Source organism: Hymenobacter terrestris (assembly GCF_013377905.1).
GTDB lineage: Bacteria > Bacteroidota > Bacteroidia > Cytophagales > Hymenobacteraceae > Hymenobacter > Hymenobacter terrestris.
The window spans coordinates 70076-92398 of the sequence record NZ_JABKAV010000001.1 but is presented as its reverse complement, the minus strand read 5'-3'; the positions used below and the strand labels follow the sequence as shown (position 1 = coordinate 92398).

Genomic DNA, 22323 nt, shown 5'->3' with positions numbered 1-22323 from the left:
ACGTATTTTTGTACTTCCTTTCTGCCTGATTCTATGCTGCCAACGGCCCACTATACTGCTTTCATCAAACGCCGGGCGGCGGAGCTGGGCTTCATGTACTGCGGTATTTCGGAGGCCGGATTTCTGGAGGATGAAGCCCCGCGCCTCGAAAACTGGCTGAACCAGAACATGCACGGCCAGATGGCCTACATGGCCAACCACTTCGATAAGCGCCTCGACCCGCGCCTGCTGGTGGAGGGCGCTAAATCGGTTATTTCGCTCCTGCTCAACTACTATCCGCCCGAGGAAACCCAGCAGCCCGACGATACCCTCAAAGTCAGCAAGTACGCCTATGGCCGCGACTATCACTTCGTCATCAAAGACAAGCTGAAAGAGTTGCTCCACGATATGCAGCAGGAAATAGGGGAGGTGGGGGGCCGCTGCTTCGTCGATTCGGCCCCGGTGATGGACAAGGCCTGGGCTAAAAAGAGCGGCCTGGGCTGGGTGGGCAAAAACTCCAACCTGATTACGCCCGGCGTGGGCTCGTTCTACTTCATTGCCGAGCTGATTGTGGACGTAAAACTCGACTACGACGGCCCCATCAAGGACTACTGCGGCACCTGCACCAAATGCGTAGATGCCTGCCCCACCCAGGCCATTACCGAACCCTACGTGGTGGACGGCAGCAAATGCATCAGCTACTTCACCATCGAGCTCAAAGACCAGATTCCGCGGGAGGTGGAAGGCAAGTTCGGCAACTGGGTATTCGGCTGCGACATCTGCCAGGACGTGTGCCCCTGGAACCGGTTCGCCAAACCCCACCACGAGCCACAGTTCAACCCCCACCCGGCCCTAAAAGACCTGACCCGCAGCGACTGGCAGGAAATCACCCACGAACTTTTCTCGGAGCTATTCCGGCAATCGGCCGTAAAACGCACCGGCTACGCGGGCCTGCTGCGCAACATCCGCTTCGTAACCGACGATGCGCCCGAAGCCGCCGACACTGCTGCCGACTAATTGGGTGCCAAAACGCAAGGGCCGGGCAGCGCTACCAGTAGGTGCGGTGCCCGGCCCTTGCGGTGCCGGCTGCGTGGGATGCAACAGGAGAGGTAGGGCTTAGCCCAAAGCAGGCTGACCGAAAACCCGGTTCAGGAGGCGATGATAAATTCTGGAGAATTGCTGGTAACACCAGGCTTTGAGTTCCTGCAAATCGGCGGGTACCAGATTTCGCAGGGCCTTGCGTAACTCCTTCTCAAACAAAATTTTGTCAAAGCTCACTTTCAGCAAAATAGTTTTGGCATACTCCAACATGGCGTTGAATAATTTGGGGTGGGAAAGGTGGGAGTGTGGGTAAGAACGAAGAATTAAAAGGTGGAAGAATGATTTTTAGTGGGGAAACTGCCCCTTGTACGGCTGCCACAGAGAAAGGCCGTGCGACATCCGTAACCGGGTAGCTCCTTTCTTGAAAGATACAAAATTTTGCCGGACAGATGCAACTACCGGACAGGTGCCTATTGTGGCAAACAGGGCTAAAAAAAGCAGGCGGAACGTGGTTTACCACGTTCCGCCTGTAAAAAACGAATATTGCTGATCGGCTCTCAGGCCCGTATTTAGTACGTAAACAGGGCTGCTACATTGGTCGCGACAATAGCGTCGGCGGGTTCGTCGAAGGCCTCGGCCACCTTGCGCAGGATGGCTTCTGCGCTTAGCGGTGGCGTTGCCACGTTAATGGGCAGCGTCGAATCGAAAGGCACCGAAACCAGTGCGCCCCCCTGGCCACTGGCGTCGCTGGCGTTGTAGGTCTGGATGAAACCCGATTCGCCTTCGTACACCTTGGCAATGGCCGGGCTGGTGGCGGGTACCGGAGCGTCGTCGGGGCTTACCCAGCTTTTTACCGCAACCCCGCGCTGTCGGCGCAAAGTGCGCAGGTGCGAGGCATGGCGGGCTTCGGCCGAGTGGCTGCGGAGCAGCGTTTCGGTGAGGTAAGCATCAGCGCGCACAAAATCAACCTGGCTCTTATAAACACGCACGGCTACGTCTTTCACCACCTGCGCCACCAGCAAGTAGGTAGCGGGGTTGGTCTGGATGTCGGGGTAGAGGGCGGTCTGGGCGCTGTTCTTGCTGCCCGTAAAATCGTAGCGCGGCGTGGTCGGTAGCGTGGCACCACCGTCGGTAATCAGCTGCGAGAAAAGGGTAACGCGCTGCGCCTCCTGCTGCTGAATAACCTGAATACCGGCTTTTTCGGTGGCCGTAAGGGGCAGCGCCGGGTAACCGGCTACCAGGCCCAGGGCGCGCGAGTGCAGCTCGTTGCCCAGGGCCGCCAGCTGGCGAACCAGCACCAGCACATCGAGGCGGGTACGGGTGTCGAGGGTGCCGGCAGTGGCCGGCTGGCTGAGGGCGCTTAGGAGTAAGCCCGGCAGCAGGGCCGTACCGGCCTGGCCCAGCCGGCCCAGGGCGGCGCGGCGCGGGGCCGCCAGTTGGGGGGCGGCAGTAGTCGAATCGAGGTCGGCCAACCGGGCCAGCAGGTTCAGAAAATCCATGAGAAAGAAAAAGCGAAGCTTAAAGCGTCATCAGGTTGTCGGCCACCAGTACCACGGGTACCAGTGGGGCGAGCAACTTGGCTACTTCGACGGGCGTTTTTATGGTGTCGAGCCCGGCTTGGTTGCCGGTAGACGATATTACATCGGGCCCGGCGAAGGAGTTGGGCTCGGCCTGGTCGCGCACGAAGGCTGCATGACGGGCCTTCACGGAAGTGATTTTAAGCAGCAGACGTAGGTAACTGCTGTTGGCCAGCCGCCGGCCCAAGCCGTTGTACGCACCCACCGCAAGGTCTTCGAGGGTGCGGGCCGCCTCATACGCGCCTTTGCGCGTGGTGAGGGTATAGGTCGTGAAGTTAAACTCCAGCGCCGTCGTCAGGCCATTATCGTAGGCTGACGTACCGAGCACCGACTTGTAAAACTCGCGGTAAATAACCTCGTGGTCGCGCATATCCACAAAAGCGGCCGTGTCGGCGGCCGTAAAATCGGCCGGGGGCGTTGTAACCACTTTTTGGTAGAGCGACGCCTGTATCTGAGCCAGTAGATAGGTCAGGTTGAGGATGCCCGTATCGTTGCCCGCAAGGACCAGTGTGCCGGTACTGCCATTGGGCACCGGCGTCGGGTCGTCGTCGTCGTTGCCACAGCCGGCCAGTACCAGCGCCGAGGAAGCAGCCGTAGCACTGGCTACCCGTAAAAAAGTGCGCCGGCGCAGGGCCCGGCCCGAAAAAGAAGTGTCTGCCAAATCAGCCATACGCGAAAATAAATCCGACAAGTAACAACCCAACGCAGGTTGCCAAGTCCCGGAAGGTAAAGGTACTTCATTGAACCCGGATGCTCTACCGCCACGATACCGATACCGACCAGAAGGTTGCCAGGCCAGCGCACCGGGCAGCGCATCTGGCACCCGCACCGCGCCGTTTAGCCTGTCCAGCCTCTTGCTCTGGCACAGATGTCACGCCATGCGGGCGTCCTGTCAAATGAAAACAGGCTGCTCCTTACGGAACAGCCTGTTTTCATTGGGAAAGCAAAAAAGCTGTAGCAGCTTATCCTTGTACCAAACCACCAGCGCGCGAAGCGTCGAGCACTTCGGCCATGGTCAGGATTTCGTCAAACGAAGCCGCCGCATCATTAGCCGAGTAAGGCGTGCCGAGCTGGCTGGTGATGTTAACGTTCGATTGGATAACGTTATCCTCGCGGATAGCACCGGTGTATACCGGACCCAGCGGAGCAGGCAGGTTAGAGTCAGAGGCTGGAATCCAGGCTGGCTGCATGCGCATGCCACGGATGTGAGCTGCGTGACGAGCTTCTACCGAGTGAATCTGGAGGGCAACCTGAAGCAGACTGGTCGTACCGGCCATTTTGCCTAGCAAGTTACCAGCCTGGCCTTTGTAGGCCCGTACACCGGTGTCTTCCAATGCCTGGGCTACTACCAACTGAGTAGGATAGTCGGCTGGGAAAGCCGAAGTCTTGAACTTTACGTTCGTCACGGGCGTGCCGTTCAGCGCTCTGATGGTGTCAGACAGCAGCTTAACGTGAGCAGTTTCGTGCTTCAGGATAGTAGCAATGGCTCCGGCGGCGGCACCAGCGGGTACTCTGCCGGCGGCAGTCATTTTCTTATAGAAGTCTTCTTCCAGCAACTCCAGGGTCAACGCGTAGTTGAGGACTTCAACAACACTGGGAGTCGTCGTCTGGCCATAGGCCTTCGAAAACAGCGAGGATACGAAAACTGGGGCGGCGGCCAAGGCGCCCATTTTGGCGGTATTGCCAAGGCTTTTGAATACTGCCCGACGGGAGTCGAAGCGGCCCAGTACGTCGGCGTCTACTTCCGACAGTTGCTCGATTATGCGAAGTATGTTCATGATGATGGCTCGTTAAAAGGAAGGAGGAATTACTTACCGACTCTCGAAGCGTCGAGCTTCTCTTTGATGAAGCTCTGAGCCGCCGTTACCACATCGACCGGCTCCATGGCCTTATCGAGGCCGTTGGCGTCGATGATGCTGTCATCAGCAAACGAGCCGGGGGAAATCAGGTCGCGCACATAAGCGGCGTGGCGGGCTTCTACCGATACAATCTGTCCGGCAATTACCAAGTAAGCCGGCGTCTTCAGGTATTTACCGGCACCGTTGTAAGCGGCTACTCCCAAATCCTCGAACGTTTTGGCGGTAGCCAATACCGAAGCACGCTTCGTGAAGTCGATGGAAGTGAAGATAGGCGTCAGGCCGGGGATGATCTGGCCGGGTGCGTCGCGGTTGATGGCCGCCTTGAAGAAGTCGCGGTGGATGGCTTCATGGGCAGCAACCTGGCTGAAGTAATCCTTTTCCAGGGTCGAGAAGTCGGCGGCAGGTGTAGCCTTTACCTGAGCGTAGAAAGCGGCTTCGAGTTGCTCCAGAGCGTATGCGTAGTTGAGCACGCCTACATCGCCCGAACCCAGATTCACGGTGCCGTTAGGCGTAACGATTTCATTATCGTCGTCGTCGCAGCCCGAGAGCAGCAGAGCAGTAGCTCCAGCCGTGGCTCCGGCGTACATGAAGAACGAGCGGCGCTTGATAGGCGTGTACAGCGGCTTGGCGAATTCCGCCTCTTCGCTGGCATTTTGCTTGATGTTGGACATTAGAGAAATAGTTTGGGTGAAAAAAAGGCAAGTTGAATCTGCACGCCCTGGGGCAGAGAATTACAAGTCAGGAACTTCTGCCGAAAAGAGCGGTGGAGTAGTTGCTGGGTAGAGTTACGACTGCAACTCAGCAGTGGATTGAGAATAACCGAAATTTTGTAACATATTATGTGTAATGTGCTGATAGATAGAATATGCCTTTTTCAATGCAAGGGGTATTTTTCAATAGAATGCCTCAATGAAAGGCGTCTGATAATCAGTTTAGTATGGTGAAAAATTGCTGGTATTGAATTTGTGCGCGGCTGCAATAGTGGGTTGCGGATTTTGTGCTACTCCATTATGGAGTGCGAACGGCTACGCTTCCAAATTGTTCTGGCCCAACCCTATTGGTAATCCTAAGATCAGTCCGGTAGCCGGGCGTTGGTGGGCTCAGTAGCCCCAAAGCAGTTTTTCGTAGCTTTGAAACCCACCCGCTGAAGTTGGGCATCATGCGTTTAGTTCTGGTTGTGTTTTGCTGGATGCTGCTGCTGCCCTCTTTTGGTGCCCATGCGCAGCCAACGGTACCAGCCGGCACGGCCGATATTGAATTGGGGCCGGGTGCTTTTCCGCTCAATGAGTACTACACTATCAGCTTCCGGCTGCGCGGTGCTCCTTTGGAACGCTACTCCGCCTTTCCCGATCTGGAGGGCTTCAAGAAAAGCGGCAAATCGAGCACCACTACCACGCGCATCGTGGGCGGTCAGAGCTTTACGGAGCTGACCATTACGCAGCGCTACGCCGCTTTTGCCGAAGGTGAGTACGAAGTCAAGCCCTTTAGCATGAAGGTGAACGGGCTGAGTCTGGAATCGGCGGGGGCCAAGCTAATAGTAGGCCCCCAGCAGACCAGCGCCCCGCCCGTGCCCGGCGGCGCGGCCCCGCTACAGGGTCTGGGGCTGCTCGACCAACTGTTTGGCAAGCCCAGGCCCCAGGACTATACCGAGCCGCGCGACCAGGCTTTTCTGACCCTCACCCCCGACAAAGAGCGGGTTTTTGTAGGAGAAGGTCTGCATGTGGCTTTGTATTTCTACCTGCGCCCCGAAGACCAGGCCGTACTCGATTTCTACGATTTTGCGGGCCAGCTGCCAGGTATTATCCGGCAGCTACGCCAGCGCACGGTGTGGGAGGAAAGCTTCGACGAGCAGGAGGTGGTGCCCGAAAGCGTGACGGTAGGTGGCCAGCCGTTTCTGCGTTACCGCCTCTGGGAAGCCGCGCTGTATCCGCTTAACGCTGCTCCGCTCGCGTTTCCGGCCGTCGAGTTGAAGATGCGCAAGTACAAGGTGGCCAAAAAGCCCGCCGAAGGCCTCGATAACCGTCTCGAAGGTTACAAAACCTACCGCTCGACCCCGCTAACGGTGCCCGTGGTGCCGTTGCCGCCTCACCCCCTGCGCGACCAGGTGCCGGTGGGCAACTACGAGCTGAAAGAGTTTCTCGACCGCACCACGTTTCGTACCGGCCGGACGTTTGCCTACACGTTTGCGCTCGAAGGCGAGGGCAACCTGGCTACCGCGAACCTGCCTGCTCCCGTGGCCCCCGTTGGCCTGGAGCTTTACGGACCTGAAGTGCAGCAGACGCTGACCCGCCAGAACGGTCGGGTAGGAGGGCGCAAGAGCTTCCGCTTCCGGCTGGTAGCCCGTCAACCCGGGCTGGTTCGCCTCGATACGCTGTTCCAGCTCATCGTTTTCAATCCTGCCACGGCCCGCTACGATACGCTGCGCCCAAAGCTGGGACCCGTAGTGACTGGGGCCGAGCGCACCGAAAACACCCTGCGCGCTGTGCCCACCGACCCGTTTTACCGCCAGGCCCTGGCCGCCGCCGATACCACGCCCCAGCCCCGGAGTATCTACCGCGACGTACGCCGCTACGCCAACCTATTTCTTGGTGTACTAGTAATTTTCGCCCTCTGGGGCTGGTGGCAGGCGCGGCGGTAAGTAGGTGCAGGCGTCGGTCATTCTGAGTTTGCGAAGGAGCTGGTTAAAGTCGAACAAGAAGCTTCGGTTAGAGGTAATAGGGTCCTTCGCAAGCTCAGGATGACAATCGTACTTTTGTCCTCCAAGTCACTCATCCATTACCCCACCACCTATGAACACTTTCGGCACCCTGTTTCGCATTACCACGTTTGGCGAGTCGCACGGGCCGGGAATTGGGGTGGTAATTGACGGTTGCCCGGCAGGCTTGGCGGTGGAGGATGCGCAGATTCAGGCGGCGCTGGACCGGCGCCGGCCGGGACAGTCGGACCTGACGACGCCCCGCGCCGAGGCCGACCGGGTGGAGGTGCAGTCGGGCATTTTCCGGGGCCAGACCACCGGTACGCCCATCAGCCTGTACATCCGCAACCAGGACCAGCACAGCCACGACTACTCCCACATCGAGCATGCCTACCGCCCCTCGCACGCCGACTACACCTATGACCAGAAGTACGGCCGGCGCGACTTCCGGGGCGGCGGCCGCAGCTCGGCCCGCGAAACGGCTGCCCGCGTAGCCGCTGGCGCTGTGGCTCAGCAGCTGCTTAATCAGCACGATATTAAAGTGAACAGCTACGTGTCGCAGGTGGGGGCGGTGGCCGTTCCGGTGGGCTACGAACAGTTGGATCTGGGCCTGATTGACACCAACCTCGTGCGCTGCCCGCACCCCGAAACAGCCGAGCGTATGGCCGCCCTCATCCGCCAGACGCGCGACCGGCACGACACGGTGGGCGGCCTGGTAACGGGCGTGGTGCAGGGCCTGCCCGCCGGCCTCGGCGAGCCGGTGTTTGATAAGCTGCATGCTGAGCTCGGTCGGGCCATGTTGGGCATCAACGCCGTGAAAGGGTTCGAATACGGCTCGGGCTTTGCCGGTACGCTGCTGTTTGGCTCCGAACACAACGACTCCTTCTATACGGATGAAGCCACCGGGCGCGTGCGTACCCGTACCAACCACTCAGGCGGCATCCAGGGCGGTATCAGTAATGGCCAGGACGTGTACTTCCGGGTCGCCTTCAAGCCTGTGGCCACCATTCTGCAGCCTCAGGCCACCATCAACGACCAAGGCGAGGCCGTAACACTGGCGGGCCGGGGCCGCCACGACCCCTGTGTGCTGCCCCGCGCCGTGCCCATCGTCGATGCCATGACCAGCCTCGTGCTAGCCGATATGCTGTTGCGGGCCCGGGCCAACAAGGTTTAAAGCGCATCGGCCACCGGGCCGGGCAGTACCCACGGGGCGGGTGCCAGGGTACGGCGTACACTTAGCAAATTCAGCGTAGGGCTGACAAGTGGCCGGGGCAGGTGGCCGTTCAAGCTCACGCTCGAATGGCAGTAGATGGCTACCGGTGGCTGGCCCCGGCGGCGGAAATCCTGGCTCAGCAGCTGCGCAAATTGAAGCAGCAGGTCGGGGCTGGCCCTGAGCTTATGGGCCTGGTTGAGCGTGAGGTAGTTCTGCGGGTGCACCCACTCTTCGCGCCCGTCGGGCAGCACTACCTGGAACATGGCCGTACCGGTTTTGCTGCGCAGCATCAGGTGCCAGCTGAAACGGTGGCCTTCCTCGGTCCAGTGCACATCGGCGGGGTAGAGGTAGTGGCGCAACGGTACCAGCAGCTGCACCAGTCCGAACAGGCCCAGCCCCGCCAGCACCCAGCGGGACCTTGGGGGCACAACGGCAGGAGCCGCGGAGGCTGCCTCGGCGGGTAGCGGCACTCGCGCCCGGAACCAGCGGCCCACGAAGCCCGGCAGCCGGCGCGGGAAATCGGGGGCGAAAAACAGGGTGGTTAATAGGATGGAAAACCACGGGAAAGTGCCCAGCCCGAATACCACCACGTTGGTGAGGTGGAACAGCACGGCCACCCCAAAAGCCCAGCGCCGACTGCGCCGCCACAGCAGCAGCGGCACAATCAGGGCATCAAACACAATGCCGCCGTAGCTCAGCATCCAGGCCGCGGCAGAGTGGCTCAGCAGCGGACCGATGAGCGGGTAGTTCGCCTTGGCTGCCAGCCACACCGTGAGGGGCCGGGCCGCCAGCCAGTCGGGATTAAGCTTGGCCAGGGCGGCCAACGCGTACACCAGCCCCATCTGAAACAGCAGCACCAGCCGCGTCCAGGCCGGGGTGGTGGCGGCCGGGGCCACGCGGCCGGCGCGCACATCGGCCGAGGCAGCGCGGTGGGCAGGTAGCACCAGCAGCACGGCCGCTACCAGCGCATACAAGTAAAAGTGGTTGATGTACTCGGTTTCTTCGAGTAGCAGCAGGGTAGCGTAGCCCAGGCTTAGCAGGGCGGCAGCCACGCGGTAGTGCCAGCCAGCAGCCACGGCCAGCCCGGCAGCTACCACCAGCCCGTAGAGCGCGTAAATGCCGGCCGGTGGCGGGTGCGGCAACCACTCCCAGCCTAGGTAGCGAAAGTGAAACTGCGGCTCGGTATAGTTGCGCACGCGACCCAGCAGAATGGCCCCGCCGTGCTCCAGCGCCAGTAGAAAGCCCGCACCCAGCCGGAAATACACCAGCCAGGCAATATCAACAGGGCGAAACAAAGCGGCAGTCAGGCGGCGCATAGATAGAGGCTTTCGGCGGCAAGCTACAAGCGGATGTCCAACATCTGCCTCCGGCTCATGACTTGAAGCTGCAAAGAAGCTACCTTTGCAACTATTGCCGCCCCGTGCGGTTTTATGGTACTAGGGCCGACCAAAACGGCCCGATTTTCTCTCCGCTTGTCTCCAAGTCTTTCAAACATGGCTGAACAACTCACTGCCCCCGCTGGCCCGGTATCGATATACGCCGAGGCTTCGCCCAACCCCGAATCCATGAAATTCGTGCTCAACGCCCAGCTTTTGGCTGATGGCGTGAGCGTGGACTACCCCAACCTGGAAGCCGCCGGTAACTCGCCGCTGGCTCAGGAACTGTTCAATTTCGATTATGTGGGCCGCGTGTTTATCGCCCAGAACTTCGTGACCATCACCAAGAGCACCGACCACCAGTGGGCTCAGCTGATTCCGGAGTTGCGCACCTTCCTCAAGTCGTACATTGAGGCCAGCGGCCCCATTTTCACCGTCGACCCCGCCGCGGAGCAGAAGGCTGCCCAACAGGCTGCCGCCACGCCTGCCGATGCTTCGGAAGCCGACCAGGCCACCAGCCAGAAAATCATCGACCTGCTTGATAACTACGTGCGCCCCGCCGTGGAGCAGGACGGTGGTAACATCACGTTCAAAAGCTTCAACGACGGTATTGTAACCGTGAACCTGCAGGGCTCGTGCTCCGGCTGCCCCTCGGCCACCGTTACGCTTAAGTCGGGCATCGAAAACCTGCTCAAGCGCATGGTTCCCGAGGTGCAAAGCGTGGTAGCCGAAGGCATCACCGTTTAAGCACCGCTGGTGCAGATGAGTAGATGCGGCAAATGCAGGCCTCCGTTCATATAGAGTAAAAGAGCCCGGCTAATTGGTCGGGCTCTTTCTGTTTCAGACAGAAGCGAGGTGGCGCAGCGGCTTTACAGGTAGCTTCGGCAGCACTTTACTACCCGGTAAAGCAAAAGAGCCCGACCAGTTGGCCGGGCTCTTTCTGTTTAGAAGCACACAGAACGAATCTGCAACAGCGGTGCTCGATTAAGCTTGCGAGCTGCTGAGTTTGGGAACACCAATTTCGCCGCCGTCGTTGATGCGCTCGGTTTCCTTCTTGCCGTAGGTATCGAGAATCAGCGGGGCCGCGATAAACAGCGACGAATAGGTGCCGAACACGACGCCGAGCAACATGGCGAAGGAGAACGAGCGCAGGGTTTCGCCCCCGAAGATGTAGAGAACGAGCATCACCAGAAACACGGTGGTGAACGTAATCATGGTGCGCGAGAACGTGCTGTTGAGGGCAGGGTTTACCACCTGGGCAAACGTGAGCTGCTTGTTTTCCTGCAGATATTCCCTGATTCGGTCGTAGATAACGATGGTGTCGTTCATCGAGAAGCCGATGGTCGTCAGAATGGCGGCCACGAACACCTGGTCCATCTCGTAGTTGAGACCAAAGGCCCGTGCAATCGGGAAGGAAGCAATTACGATGAGCGCATCGTGGAACAGAGCCACTACGGCCGCCATCGAATACTGCCACTTCTCGAAGCGGAAGAGCACGTACACGAAGATGGCCAGCAGGGTCAGGCCCAGGCTTAGCACCGAAGTTCGCTTGATGTCGTCGGCAATGGTGGCACCTACTTTGGCGGTGCTTTCGATGTTGGGGTTGAGGGCACCGTACTTGGCATTGAGGCCCGTCATCAACGCGGTTTTTACTTTGTCATCGGCCTCCACGCTTTCATCGTCGGCCAGGTAGCCGGTCGTGATGCGCAGGCGGTTGTCGGTGCCGAAGGTTTTGGCCTCGGTGCCAGCTCCGGTGAAGTAGTTCTTGGTGAGAAAGTCGCGGGCGTCGGAAGCCACTACGGGTTTGCTGAAGCTGACCACGTAGGCCCGGCCGCCGCGGAAGTCAACACCCAGGTTGGGGCCACCCTGCAGATACATCAGCCCGAAGCCGATCAGAATGAAAATAGCCGAGAAAATGTAGGCCAGCTTGCGCTTGCCCACGATATCGAAATTGATGTTTTTGAACAGGTTGCGCGACAGGAACGTGCTGAACGTCAGCGAAGTCGTTTCCTTTCCTTTCACCATCCACTCGATAATCAGGCGCGAAATGTACACGGCCGCCAGGAACGAGGTGAACACACCGATCAGCAGCGTGATGGCGAAGTTCTGCACCGGACCTGTACCGAAGACGAACAGGATGGTGGCAATGATGAGCGTGGTTACGTTGGCATCAAAAATGGCCGAGAAAGCCCGGGAATAACCTTTGTTGATGGCGTCCTTGGTCATCAGGCCGTGGTCAATTTCTTCCCGGATTCGCTCGAAGATAAGTACGTTGGCATCTACCGAGGCTGCAATAACGAGCAGCAAACCGGCAATGCCGGGCAGCGTGAGGGCGAAGCTGAACTGGGCTAGAATGCCCATAATCAGGAACAGGTTGAACAGTAGCACAACGTCGGCAACGATGCCGGCGCGGCCGTAGTAGGCCGCCATGAAGGCCATGATAATCAGCAGACCGCCGAGCGTGGAGTACAGGCCTTGGTTGGTGGCCTCCTGGCCCAGCGAGGGGCCTACCACGGCTTCTTCCACAATGCGGGTGGGAGCGGGCAGCTTACCGGCCTTCAGTACGCTGGCCAGATCCTGGGCTTCTTCGATGGTGAAGTTGCCCGAAATGCTGGAGTTGCCGCCGGCAATTTCGGCCTGCACCACGGGGGCCGAGTACACGTAATCGTCGAGCACAATGGCTACCTGGCGGCCGATGTTGGCGGCCGTCAGGCGCTGCCACTTGCGGGCGCCGTTGGAGTTCATCTGCATCGATACCTCGGCACCGGCACCCTGCTGGCTGAAGTCGCCGCGGGCGTCGCTCACTACCTCACCCCCGATAGGAGCCTCCATGTCGCGGCTTTTGCGGATGGCGTACAGCTGCAGGTACTCCTGGCCATCAATCATGTCGGGCTTCACGCCCCACATCAGGCTCAGGTTGGAGGGCAGTACGGCGCGGGTGTCGGCGCTACGCAGCACGGCATTTACACGGGCCGTGTCGCGGATGTTGGCGCCCAAAGTGCCGGGCATAGTGAACAGGCTGCCAAGGACGTTTTTCTGGGGTGAAGCGGAGTCGGTCTGGGCGGCGGCGGTGTTTTTCTGGGCCAGCTGGCGGGCCAGGGCCGAGGTGTCGCCGGGGGCGGCCGTAGCCGCCGCCGTGGTAGCAGCCGCAGCGGCTGGGCTAGCCAGGGCTTCCTTGGCGCTCAGCACCTGGTTGAGCTGGTTGAGGTAGGGCGCAAACTCGTCTTGGCGCCATACTTCCCAGAATTCCAGCTTGGCCTGACCCTGAACAAGCTTGCGCACACGGTCGGGGTTATCCACGCCGGGCAGCTCAATCTGGATGCGGCCGGTGCCTTTCACGCGCTGAATGCTGGGCTGGCTGGTGCCGAACTTGTCGATACGGGTGCGTAGGATGTCGAACGAACGGTCGATGGCGTCCTCCAACTGCTTGTTGATTTCGCCGATAACCTGCTCATCCGACGAGTTGATGTCGATAGCGCCCTTGTTGATGGTGTTGGCGAAAATGCGGGACAGCTTATCGTTGGGAGCCACCTCGCGGAATGCCTGGGCAAACAGCGTGGTGAAAGGCGTGCCCGGATTGCTGCGCTGCTGCGCCTGGGCCTGCGCCATGGCCTTGTTGAAGTTGGCGTCCTTGCTCTTGCCACTCATGGCCCGCACAATTTCCACCGGCGACACTTCCAGCGTCAGGTGCATGCCGCCGTTCAGGTCCAGGCCTAGGCCCAGCTCCGACTGCCGCACTTCTTTATAAGTAAGCGGCCCGAACACGGGCGCCCGCCATACCGAATCGAGGTAGTGTTGGCGCTGTTTTTCTACAATATTGCCGCCACTCGTGGCGTAGCGCTCGGCATCGCGCTGCACACCCCGCGAGATGAGCGTCAGCGAGAGGAAATAGATGCACAACGCCGACAGAATAAGTGTCAGCGTGATGATGAGTCCTTTATTACGCATTGATTTTGTTGAGCTGTTAGCCGGCAGCAATTGGCTGGCGGCTACGGTTCTGGAAAGCGAAAAGTAAGACCGGGTCCGATCCGAAATAATATCGGACAGTTACCGGATGGCAGAAAATGAGGGAGCCAGGGGCAGAAGTGCGCAAATAAAACTTTGCCTCAACTGAAGCCAGCCAGTGCGCTTCGGCAAACCGGGGCAGCGCCTGCTTTTCTCCCCCGCCGAAGTTAAGGGGCTTGGGGCGAAAGGGCCACGCGCAGCAGCCGGGCCCGCAGTAGGCCTACCGACAACCGGCCGGGGTAAGGCAGCACAATCGTTTGAACGGCGACCAGCCATTGCGGCCTCGTGGGCAGGAGCAGCGGCGCGGGCAGCCAAACATCGGCAATGCCGGGCAGCTCGGCCACCAAAACGGGCGTTGCCTCCAGGTTCACGCGCTCTTCTACCACGGCCGTGCGGCCGGCAACGGCGGCGCGGGCCGGCGCTTCGGCTGCCGGCACCACCCGCAGCGTCGCCACCGACTGGTGGTTGAGGCCCAGCACCATCAGCACCGTTAGGGTGAGAAAGGCGAGGCGCAGACGCGGTAAAAAGGCGGTGAGCAGCAGCACGGAACAGGTGTAAGAACTACAAATATAGGTTTTTGACCTCGCGGCTGCAACGCCCCGGCCCGCTGCCGCCGCAAAACCACGAAAAAGCCCCCGGAATTTTCGGGGGCTGCTCGCAAAAAAAGTGGTTTCGTCTATCCGGCCCGGCTGGCTACCACTTTGCCGCGCAGGTAGGCCACTAGTACCTCCAAGCCTTTATCGAAGCGGTGGTTGTTCGGGATAATCAGGTCGGCGTCCTGCTGGAAGGGTTTTATATACTTCTCGTAGGTGGGGGCCACGTGGTGCGTGTAGCGGTACAACACGTCCTCCAGATCATACCCCCGCTCGTCCCGGTCGCGGATAATGCGGCGCTGCAGCTTCACGTGTTCCTGGGCATCGATGAACACCTTGAGGTCGAGCAGGCGGGCCACAGCTTCAAAGTAAAACACAAAAATACCCTCTACCACCACAATAGGCGCGGGCTTGAACACCAGCTCGGCTGCCACCACGTTAGGGTTATTGAAGGTGTACTCGGGCCGGCGCACCTCTTTGCCCTGGCTGATGCGCAGCACGTCGGCCGCGTAGGCCGCCGAGTCGATGGAGGTCGGCAGGTCGAAGTTGGTAACGCCCTGGGCATCGACCAACTGGTTTTCGCGCGGGTGGTAATAGTTGTCCTGCGAAATCAGGCAAATATCTTCTTCGGGAAAGGAGGCCAGCAGCCGGCGCAGAAACGTGGTTTTGCCCGAGGCGCTGCCGCCCGTGATACCGACGATGAAAGGTTGTTGCATAAGGGAAAAGCGAGGCCCGTACCGGCAGGGCCAACCCTGCAAAAGTAGTGATTATTAGAAGTGAGTACAGCTAAATGAGAAAAGAACGTCCTTCTGAGTTGGCCAATGAATCTCTGCTGCTTCATCGTAACAGCGTCTCAACGAAGTAGTAGAGATTCATTGGAACGCTCAGAAGGACGTTCTTTTCTCATTTAGTTCGCGTACCACTTCTCACTTCTCACCCAGAAACGCCACGAGCCCGGCTACGGCGCGGCTGCGGTGGCTGAGGCCGTTTTTTTCGGCCAGCGGCATTTCGGCAAAGGTGCGGCCGTCTCCCTCAACCGGTACAAACACCGGGTCGTAGCCGAAGCCGCCGCTGCCGTGCAGCTCCGGGCTGATGCGGCCTTCCACGGCCCCGGCAAACTCGTGTGTGGTACCGTCGGGCAGCACCAGGGCCACCACGGTCCGGAATCGGGCCGTACGGTCGGTGTGGCTGCGGAGCTCGTGTAATAGCTTGGCCACGTTGTCCTCGGCTAGGCGCTGCGGGCCAGCATAGCGGGCTGAATACACGCCGGGCGCGCCGCCCAGCGCCGTCACTTCCAGGCCCGTGTCGTCGGCAAAGCAGGCCACACCAAAATGGTCCCACACGTACTGGGCCTTCTGGCGGGCGTTGCCCTCAATCGTATCCTGGGTTTCGGGCAGCTCCTCGTGGCAGCCGATATCGTTCAGGCTCAGCAACTGCACCTTGGCTGGCAGCAGCGGCCTGATTTCGTCGAGCTTGTGGGCGTTGTTGGAGGCAAAGCAGAGGCGCATGGCAGGCAGGAGTTGAATCAACGGAAAGCGGCGCAAATATCGGCCGTAAAAAAGCCGGCTAGGGGCCGGCGTTGCTGCACTCAGCGAAACATTTGCTTGATAAGGTGCCAGCAGCTGTCCAGCGGGGCGCTGGCCGGAGGTGGGGGTGAGCTGAGGTAGGCCTGGGTGCCGACGGCTGTATGCACGGTGAGGCGGTAGGTAACCGGGCTGCCAGTGGCCGCTACGGGGCGGGTATGGCGGTCGAAGTAGGAGTAGCGCGACTGGGAGCCAGCCGTCAGGCTCGTCAGGTAGTAGAAGTCATCCGCCGGCCCATCCTGCCGGTCGATACCGTAGCGAATAACACCGGGCGCATTGGCAGCGGCCCATTCCAGCTGCACGCCGCCAGGTAAGGCCTGGGTACGGAAAAGCAACAGCCCTGAGCCCGAGGCCAGTCCGGAAAGCAGCAGCAGAAGCCCTAGTAGGGCGGGCAAGCGTTTCATAGCAAAGAAGATAAGCGTAGTAGATAGAGCGGAGGGTAGCGCAAACATACTTATGTTTCGTCTAAAAGCGCAGCGCTGGAATGAGGACTTTGGGGACAGGGGAAGCTACAGAAATATTCGTTTTACCAGCGGCAGCCACATCCGGAAACGGCCTGATGCCAAACTGCCGTTGGGCTGGGCCGAGGAAAAAAACGGCGGACGTTTTTAATATCCGGACCTAACGCGTACTTTTGCAATCCCTTCCGCAAAATCGGCAGGCACTCAGGTACAAACGGCCCTACGACCATGAAAAAAGAAATTCATCCCGAGTATCGCGAAGTGGTATTCCAGGACACTTCCAGCGACTTCAAGTTCGTGACCCGCTCCACGATGAGCTCCAACGAGACCATCACCATGGAAGACGGCAAGACTTACCCCGTTATCAAGGTGGAAGTTAGCTCGGCGTCGCACCCGTTCTACACCGGCAAAAACGTGTTTATCGACACCGCCGGCCGCGTGGAGAAATTCCGCAACCGTTACAGCAAGAAGACCCAGCAGAGCGAAAGCGAGTAAGCTCCAGGCTACAAGCGCTATATCCCAAAAACTCCCGTTGGCAGCCCTGCCAGCGGGAGTTTTTGTTTGTTCCCTTTCCTCCCTTCCTACTTTTGTTCCGTCCGCAGGCAGCTTGTAGCTTGCGGCTTGTAACTCGTTTTCTCATGCACGTTCTGCTCTTCGACGACCCGGCCATCCGGCCCCGGCTGCTGCCACTTACCTTCACCCGGCCCGTGGCGGCGTTGCGCTGCGGCATCCTCACGCTGGCCGAAAAATGGCAGCACCGCCTCGGCGTAAGCCAAGTCGGCTACCTGACCGAAAGCTACCTGCAGGCTAAGTTTCCGGCCGGCGACACGACTGGCCCGGCCTTGGTCATCAACGGTGCCGTGTGCCCCGACGAACTGCTGGTGCGCCAGGTGCAGGCTCTGGAGGCCGGTAGTGCCCTCTATGACGGCGAGCTGCTGGTGGCCGCTCATCTGGACGATGCCACTAAGGTGGCCGAGCTGATTCAGGAAGGCTTCCGGAACACGCACGAAGTAGCCGAGCCGGTAACCGTAATCGGCGAGCTGTGGCACCTGTTTCTGAACAACGGGGCCGAAATCCGGCTCGACTTTGCGCTGCTGACTGCCGGCCGCCAGTCAGCCCCGATAAGCGACCCGCATACCATTGTGTACGGGCTGGAAAATATCTTTATCGAGCCCGGCGTAAGAATCCGGGCCTCTATCCTCAATGCCGAAGACGGCCCGATTTACTTGGGTCGCAACGTAGAAGTGCACGAAGGAGCCACGCTGAAAGGGCCGCTGGCCGTCTGCGAGGGCAGCCACATTAACACCGGCGCCAAACTGCGCGGCGACAATACCATCGGCCCGCAGTGCCGGGTGGGGGGCGAGGTGGCCAACAGCATCATCATGGGCTACTCCAACAAGGGCCACGAGGGCTACCTGGGCAACTCGCTCATCGGCCAGTGGTGCAACATCGGGGCCGATACCAACACCAGCAACCTCAAAAACAACTACGCGCCCGTTAAAATCTGGAGCCATGCGGCCGGCCGGTTCGTGAACACGGGCCAGACGTTCTGCGGCCTGACGATGGGCGACCATAGCAAGTGCGGCATCAACACGATGTTCAATACCGGTACGGTGGTGGGCGTGGCAGCCAATATATTTGGAGCCGGCTTTCCGCGTGCTTTTGTTCCGAGCTTTGCCTGGGGTGGCCCAGCGGGCTTCGAAACCTTCCGGCTAGCCAAAGCAGGCGAGGTGGCCGAGCGCGTAATGGCCCGCCGCAAGCTCGCCTACGACGAGTCCGAGCAGGAAATCATGCGCCACGTGTACGAAGCCACGGCCAACGACCGGGTGTGGGAGAAGGCTCTGCCATCAGGGCCTGCTGCCGGCACGGAACAGGAATCGGAGAAATAGTCGGATTAAGCGCCCGATAAGAATTAATAGCTTGACAAGCTGATGCAACTTTCTGACGACCATAGGCGCACCTTCCTGCTAACGGCCAACCAGTTACTTGAGGAGTACGCCGTGGCGTATGCCGCTGATCTGCTGGAAGGCCGTGCGATTGAATTGTTTTATCCGCCGAATGGAGGATTGAATTCAGCGGAAGCAGAAGCCGTTATGGAACTTCGTGGCAAGCCGGTTTTGCAGGCAGCTATCCGCAAAATGCTGGCTGGCTGCGCGGCTGATGTGGTTTTTGATTTACTGAATTTGATAGATGGCACCACGGACCCGACGCTTGGCAGCTGGCGCGGCATACAGCTGGTTGATGCGGCCGATGATGCGAGCGACCAAGCGTTTTTGCACGACGGGTTGATGGACGCTTACTGGGACTGGCGCAAACAGCGGGGTGCTGTCGATTGGCGTCTGGATTCATTACCTGAATAAATCATGCGTTTCTCTGCTATTCCGGGGCTGAGTCAGGTGAAGCAGTTGCTGCTGGGCGGCGTGCGGCGCAACCACGTGGCCCATGCCCAGCTGTTTCGGGGCCCTGAAGGGTCGGCGGCGTTGGCACTGGCACTGGCCTATGCGGCGTTTCTTAATTGCGAAAACCGGCCAGCTGAGGCCGAGGATTCGTGTGGGGCCTGTCCGAGCTGCCAGAAAATCGACAAGCTCATCCACCCCGACCTCAACTTTATCGTGCCCGTGACCACCACCAAGGCGGTGGCCAAGGATGCCACGAGCAGCAAGTTCGGGGCCGAGTGGCGCGAGTTCGTGCTTGGTAATCCATATCAGGGGCTCAACGACTGGATGCAGCACATTGGGGCCGAGAACAAGCAGGGTAGCATTTCGAAGGATGAAAGCGTGCAGCTGCTGCGGTTGGTGAGCCTTAAAGCTTTCGAGGCGCGCTTTAAAGTGGTGGTCATCTGGCTGCCCGAACTCATGCACCCGGCGGCGGCCAACGCTGTGCTCAAGCTGCTGGAAGAGCCGCCGCCCGCCACCGTATTTCTGCTGGTGAGCTTCGCCCCCGAGCAGTTGCTGCCCACCATTATCAGCCGGGTGCAGCCGGTTGTGGTGCGCGCGCCGGCCGAGCAGGAGTTGACCGATTGGCTACGCACCACCCAGAATATACCCGAAGTCAAAGCCCGGCAGCTGGCTCAGCTCACCGACGGCAACGTGGGCGCCGCGCTGGCTGCCAGCGCCGATGGCGCTAGTGCCGAGCACGACTATTACGAGCTGTTTGTGGGCTGGATGCGCACCTGCTACGGCAACAAAGTAGCCGATATGCTCACCCGCAGCGACGAATTTCAGAAGCTGGGCCGCGAAAGCCAGAAGGAGTTTTTCCAATATGCGCTGACACTACTGCGCAAGGTGCTGCTCTTCGGCCTCGACCCGCAGCTGGTACCGCACCTGCCGGCCCAGGAGCAGGGCTTTATCAAAAGCTTCAGCCCCTTTGTAACGCCCCGCAACGCCGATGCGCTGACCCAGGAAATCAACGAGGCGCATTACCACATCGAGCGCAACGCCAACCCGCGCATGGTGTTCATTGACGTTTCGTTGCGCTTAGCCGAACTGCTGCGGGCGTAATTCGTTGGCTTTTGGCCTAAGTTGCGGCGCCGTAGGGGCGGGGCTTATTCCGGCCCGCCGCTAGTGCCGCTTCAACGGTTTTGCTCAACGGTGCAAATGGCAATGTATGGGCGAGCCCCGTTTCTATATTGCTCTCCGTAACTCAAGCGGAATAATACATAAAAAGGCCTTTTCTAGCCTGTAGGGGCAGTAAATACATTTTGCTAATTTACTATAGTCGGTGTTAAAACCACTATAGGTTCGCTTCTTCAGTTGCAGGAGAAGTACCTTTGGCAGGGGTTGAGAACGGGCTTCTGGCCCTCAAGCTTTCTGTTTTCTGACGTTAATTCCTAGTGAAAAAACATATTCGCATCGGCACCCGGGGCAGCAAGCTGGCCTTGTGGCAGGCCAACCACGTGGCCGACCGGCTGAAAGCCACCGGCCTGGAGCCGGAAATAGTCATCATCACCACCAAGGGCGACATTGTGCTGGACCGCTCGCTGGATAAAATCGGCTCGAAAGGCGTGTTTACCGAGGAGCTGGAAGAGGGCCTGCGCACTGGCCACATCGACGTGGCGGTGCACAGTGCCAAAGACGTGCAGAGCAGCATTCCCGACGACCTGGAGCTGCTGGCCTTTATGGAGCGCGAAAAGGTGAACGACGTGGTGCTGAGCTTCGACGCCGACCTCGACCTGAACCGGCCCGACTTGGTGCTGGGTACCAGTAGCACCCGTCGCCGGGCCATGCTACGCCGGTTTCTGCCCCGCGCCACCGCTGCCGACGTGCGCGGCAACCTGCAAACCCGCCTGCGTAAACTAGAAGAAGGCCACTACCACGGCCTCGTGCTGGCCTACGCCGGCGTGCACCGCATGGAGTACGATGGCCTGATCCGGCATGTACTGCCCGAAACCCAGTACGTGCCGGCTACTGGCCAGGGCAGCGTGGCCGTGGAGTGCGCCCGCAACCTGGAGCCGGCGCTCAAGGCCGAACTGCACCGCCTGCTCGACCACGCCGCCACCCACGTTTGCCTGCGGGCCGAGCGCGCCTACCTGCGCGCTATGGAAGGCGGCTGCAGCATCCCTAGCTTCGCGCTGGCCACCCTCAGCCCCGATGGCCAAACCGTGCACTTGCATGCCGGCCTCATCAGCCTCGATGGCGCTCAGCTACTCGAAGAAATCCGCACGGCTCCGGCCGCCGCCGCTGCCCAACTCGGTACCGAAATAGCCGAAAGCATCCTGGCCCGCGGTGGCCGCGAAATTTTGGAAGAAATTCGCAACGGTAGGTAGGTTGGGGGATGAGCTGGTGCGACTATCTAAGCAGCTAGCAAGCGGGTCATGCTGAGCTTGTCGAAGCATCTCTACTGCTTCTCTGCCATTGCAATGATGCGGTGGAGATGCTTCGGCAAGCTTGGCATAACAGCCCACGCCGCTTTGTTCTACTTCCTGTCCACCTTCTCCGGAAAAGCACAGAGACGCGGTAACCTACGCAACCCCGGCATGCGCCGGCTGTGAGGGGGTGGGTAGCTGCGTCGGGTTTGCGGGGCGAAGCCGGGGCATTTAGGTAGCAGCCCGAGCGGTAAGCCCCGGGTTTTTGCGCAGCTCCGTAAAGAAACTACGTAAATTTGGCCCTCAGTTCGCTGTTGAACTTTCTGCCCTCTTACCTCGCATGATAAATTTCTTTCGCCGCACCCTGCTACTGGGCCTGGCGCTGACGCTGGCCACACCCGCCGTGCAGGCGGCCAAAAAGCCCCGTAAAAGCAAAAAAGACGAGCTGGTCACCATTAGTACCTCGCTGGGCGACATTCGGCTGGTGCTTTCCGAACTGACGCCGGTACACCGGGCCAATTTCCTGAAGCTGGCCCGTAGCGGGTTCTATGACGGCACCACGTTCCACCGCGTTATCCTCAACTTCATGGTGCAGGGTGGCGACCCCAACTCGAAGGACGCCGACCCCGGCAATGATGGCCAGGGACCGGCCAGCGAGCAGACGCTGCCGGCCGAAATCCGGCCTGAGCTGACCCACATGCGCGGGGCCGTAGCCGCCGCCCGCACCGCCGATTTTATGAACCCCGACCGACGCAGCAGCGCCTCGCAGTTCTACATCGTGCAGAACCCCCAGGGCACGCCTCACCTCAACGGCCAGTATACCGTTTTCGGCCAGGTTATCAGCGGCCAGGAGGTGGTAGACAAGATTGCCCAGCAGCCCGCCGGCCCCGCCAACCGCCCTCTTACCGACATCAAGATGACGATGAAGGTGGAGAAAATGAAAAAGAAGAAGATTACCGAGCAGTTCGGGTATCAATATTAAAGAGTGAGTATGTAGGCGTGAGCAGAACGTAATTCAGAGCGCAGCAAAGAATCTCGATAGAGTCCGTTGAATAGGCGCTGTAACGAGTTAACGCCAGATTCTTCGTTGCGCTCAGAATGACGTACTGCTCAATACTCACCTCTCACTTTCTGCCT

The 22323-nt window shown here is 59.6% G+C and carries 21 protein-coding genes; 10 read left to right on the top strand and 11 right to left on the bottom strand.

Annotated features, from left to right (window positions below; genetic code table 11):
• The first annotated feature begins 33 nt into the window (after positions 1–33).
• Positions 34–996: a tRNA epoxyqueuosine(34) reductase QueG gene (gene queG / locus HW556_RS00385; RefSeq protein ID WP_176896948.1), complete on the top strand. Its 963-nt coding sequence runs from the start codon at positions 34–36 to the stop codon at positions 994–996.
• A gap of 99 nt (positions 997–1095) precedes the next feature.
• Here the strand turns inward: queG and HW556_RS18585 are convergent, their stop codons facing one another.
• From HW556_RS18585 to HW556_RS00365, 5 genes are all read right to left on the bottom strand, one after another.
• Positions 1096–1290 carry a hypothetical protein gene (locus HW556_RS18585; protein WP_246285144.1) on the bottom strand — a complete coding sequence of 65 codons (195 nt, stop codon included), beginning with the start codon at positions 1288–1290 and terminating at the stop codon, positions 1096–1098.
• Between the two features lie 299 nt (positions 1291–1589).
• Positions 1590–2519 carry a ferritin-like domain-containing protein gene (locus tag HW556_RS00380; RefSeq protein ID WP_176896946.1) on the bottom strand — a complete coding sequence of 310 codons (930 nt, stop codon included), beginning with the start codon at positions 2517–2519 and terminating at the stop codon, positions 1590–1592.
• A gap of 19 nt (positions 2520–2538) precedes the next feature.
• Positions 2539–3267 (bottom strand): ferritin-like domain-containing protein, encoded by a 729-nt coding sequence (locus tag HW556_RS00375; protein WP_176896944.1) that lies wholly within the window; start codon positions 3265–3267, stop codon positions 2539–2541.
• A gap of 292 nt (positions 3268–3559) precedes the next feature.
• Positions 3560–4375: a ferritin-like domain-containing protein gene (locus HW556_RS00370; RefSeq protein WP_176896942.1), complete on the bottom strand. Its 816-nt coding sequence runs from the start codon at positions 4373–4375 to the stop codon at positions 3560–3562.
• A 29-nt stretch (positions 4376–4404) separates the two neighbouring features.
• Positions 4405–5127, bottom strand: a complete 723-nt coding sequence (locus tag HW556_RS00365; protein ID WP_176896940.1) for a ferritin-like domain-containing protein — start codon at positions 5125–5127, stop codon at positions 4405–4407.
• 488 nt (positions 5128–5615) lie between these two features.
• Here HW556_RS00365 and HW556_RS00360 point away from each other — a divergent pair, with 488 nt between their 5' ends.
• Positions 5616–7094, top strand: a complete 1479-nt coding sequence (locus tag HW556_RS00360) for a BatD family protein (RefSeq protein WP_176896938.1) — start codon at positions 5616–5618, stop codon at positions 7092–7094.
• Positions 7095–7245: 151 nt separating this feature from the next.
• The gene (aroC, locus tag HW556_RS00355) at positions 7246–8325 is read left to right on the top strand and encodes a chorismate synthase (protein ID WP_176896935.1); all 1080 of its coding nucleotides are present in this window, start codon (positions 7246–7248) and stop codon (positions 8323–8325) included.
• On the opposite strand, the gene HW556_RS00350 is transcribed toward aroC, so the two are convergent.
• Positions 8322–9680 (bottom strand): HTTM domain-containing protein, encoded by a 1359-nt coding sequence (locus HW556_RS00350; RefSeq protein WP_176896934.1) that lies wholly within the window; start codon positions 9678–9680, stop codon positions 8322–8324. The two genes, aroC and HW556_RS00350, sit on opposite strands and share 4 nt — an antisense overlap.
• Before the next feature lie 177 nt (positions 9681–9857).
• Here HW556_RS00350 and HW556_RS00345 point away from each other — a divergent pair, with 177 nt between their 5' ends.
• Complete coding sequence (locus HW556_RS00345) at positions 9858–10487, top strand: NifU family protein (protein ID WP_176896933.1); 630 nt, start codon at positions 9858–9860, stop codon at positions 10485–10487.
• A 237-nt stretch (positions 10488–10724) separates the two neighbouring features.
• Here HW556_RS00345 and secDF read toward each other — a convergent pair whose 3' ends face one another.
• From secDF to HW556_RS00320, 5 genes are all read right to left on the bottom strand, one after another.
• A complete protein-coding gene (secDF, locus tag HW556_RS00340) occupies positions 10725–13688 on the bottom strand; it encodes a protein translocase subunit SecDF (RefSeq protein ID WP_176896932.1) in 2964 nt (987 codons plus the stop codon).
• A 224-nt stretch (positions 13689–13912) separates the two neighbouring features.
• Positions 13913–14290, bottom strand: a complete 378-nt coding sequence (locus HW556_RS00335) for a hypothetical protein (RefSeq protein ID WP_176896931.1) — start codon at positions 14288–14290, stop codon at positions 13913–13915.
• Between the two features lie 131 nt (positions 14291–14421).
• On the bottom strand, positions 14422–15054 hold the full coding sequence (locus HW556_RS00330; RefSeq protein WP_176896930.1) for a uridine kinase family protein: 633 nt from the start codon (positions 15052–15054) through the stop codon (positions 14422–14424).
• Between the two features lie 210 nt (positions 15055–15264).
• A complete protein-coding gene (rdgB, locus tag HW556_RS00325; protein ID WP_176896929.1) occupies positions 15265–15846 on the bottom strand; it encodes an RdgB/HAM1 family non-canonical purine NTP pyrophosphatase in 582 nt (193 codons plus the stop codon).
• Positions 15847–15926: 80 nt separating this feature from the next.
• On the bottom strand, positions 15927–16325 hold the full coding sequence (locus HW556_RS00320) for a hypothetical protein (protein ID WP_176896927.1): 399 nt from the start codon (positions 16323–16325) through the stop codon (positions 15927–15929).
• A 285-nt stretch (positions 16326–16610) separates the two neighbouring features.
• Here HW556_RS00320 and HW556_RS00315 point away from each other — a divergent pair, with 285 nt between their 5' ends.
• The 6 genes from HW556_RS00315 to HW556_RS00290 all read left to right on the top strand — a co-directional run bounded on the left by HW556_RS00315 (position 16611) and on the right by HW556_RS00290 (position 22168).
• A complete protein-coding gene (locus HW556_RS00315) occupies positions 16611–16877 on the top strand; it encodes a type B 50S ribosomal protein L31 (protein WP_176896925.1) in 267 nt (88 codons plus the stop codon).
• 143 nt (positions 16878–17020) lie between these two features.
• Positions 17021–18271: a GlmU family protein gene (locus HW556_RS00310; protein WP_176896923.1), complete on the top strand. Its 1251-nt coding sequence runs from the start codon at positions 17021–17023 to the stop codon at positions 18269–18271.
• A gap of 42 nt (positions 18272–18313) precedes the next feature.
• On the top strand, positions 18314–18742 hold the full coding sequence (locus HW556_RS00305) for a hypothetical protein (RefSeq protein WP_176896921.1): 429 nt from the start codon (positions 18314–18316) through the stop codon (positions 18740–18742).
• Between the two features lie 3 nt (positions 18743–18745).
• Positions 18746–19882, top strand: a complete 1137-nt coding sequence (locus HW556_RS00300; protein ID WP_176896919.1) for a DNA polymerase III subunit — start codon at positions 18746–18748, stop codon at positions 19880–19882.
• Positions 19883–20214: 332 nt separating this feature from the next.
• Positions 20215–21147, top strand: coding sequence for a hydroxymethylbilane synthase (hemC, locus tag HW556_RS00295; protein ID WP_176896917.1), 933 nt, complete (start codon positions 20215–20217; stop codon positions 21145–21147).
• A gap of 379 nt (positions 21148–21526) precedes the next feature.
• A complete protein-coding gene (locus HW556_RS00290) occupies positions 21527–22168 on the top strand; it encodes a peptidylprolyl isomerase (protein WP_176896915.1) in 642 nt (213 codons plus the stop codon).
• Positions 22169–22323 lie beyond the last annotated feature (155 nt).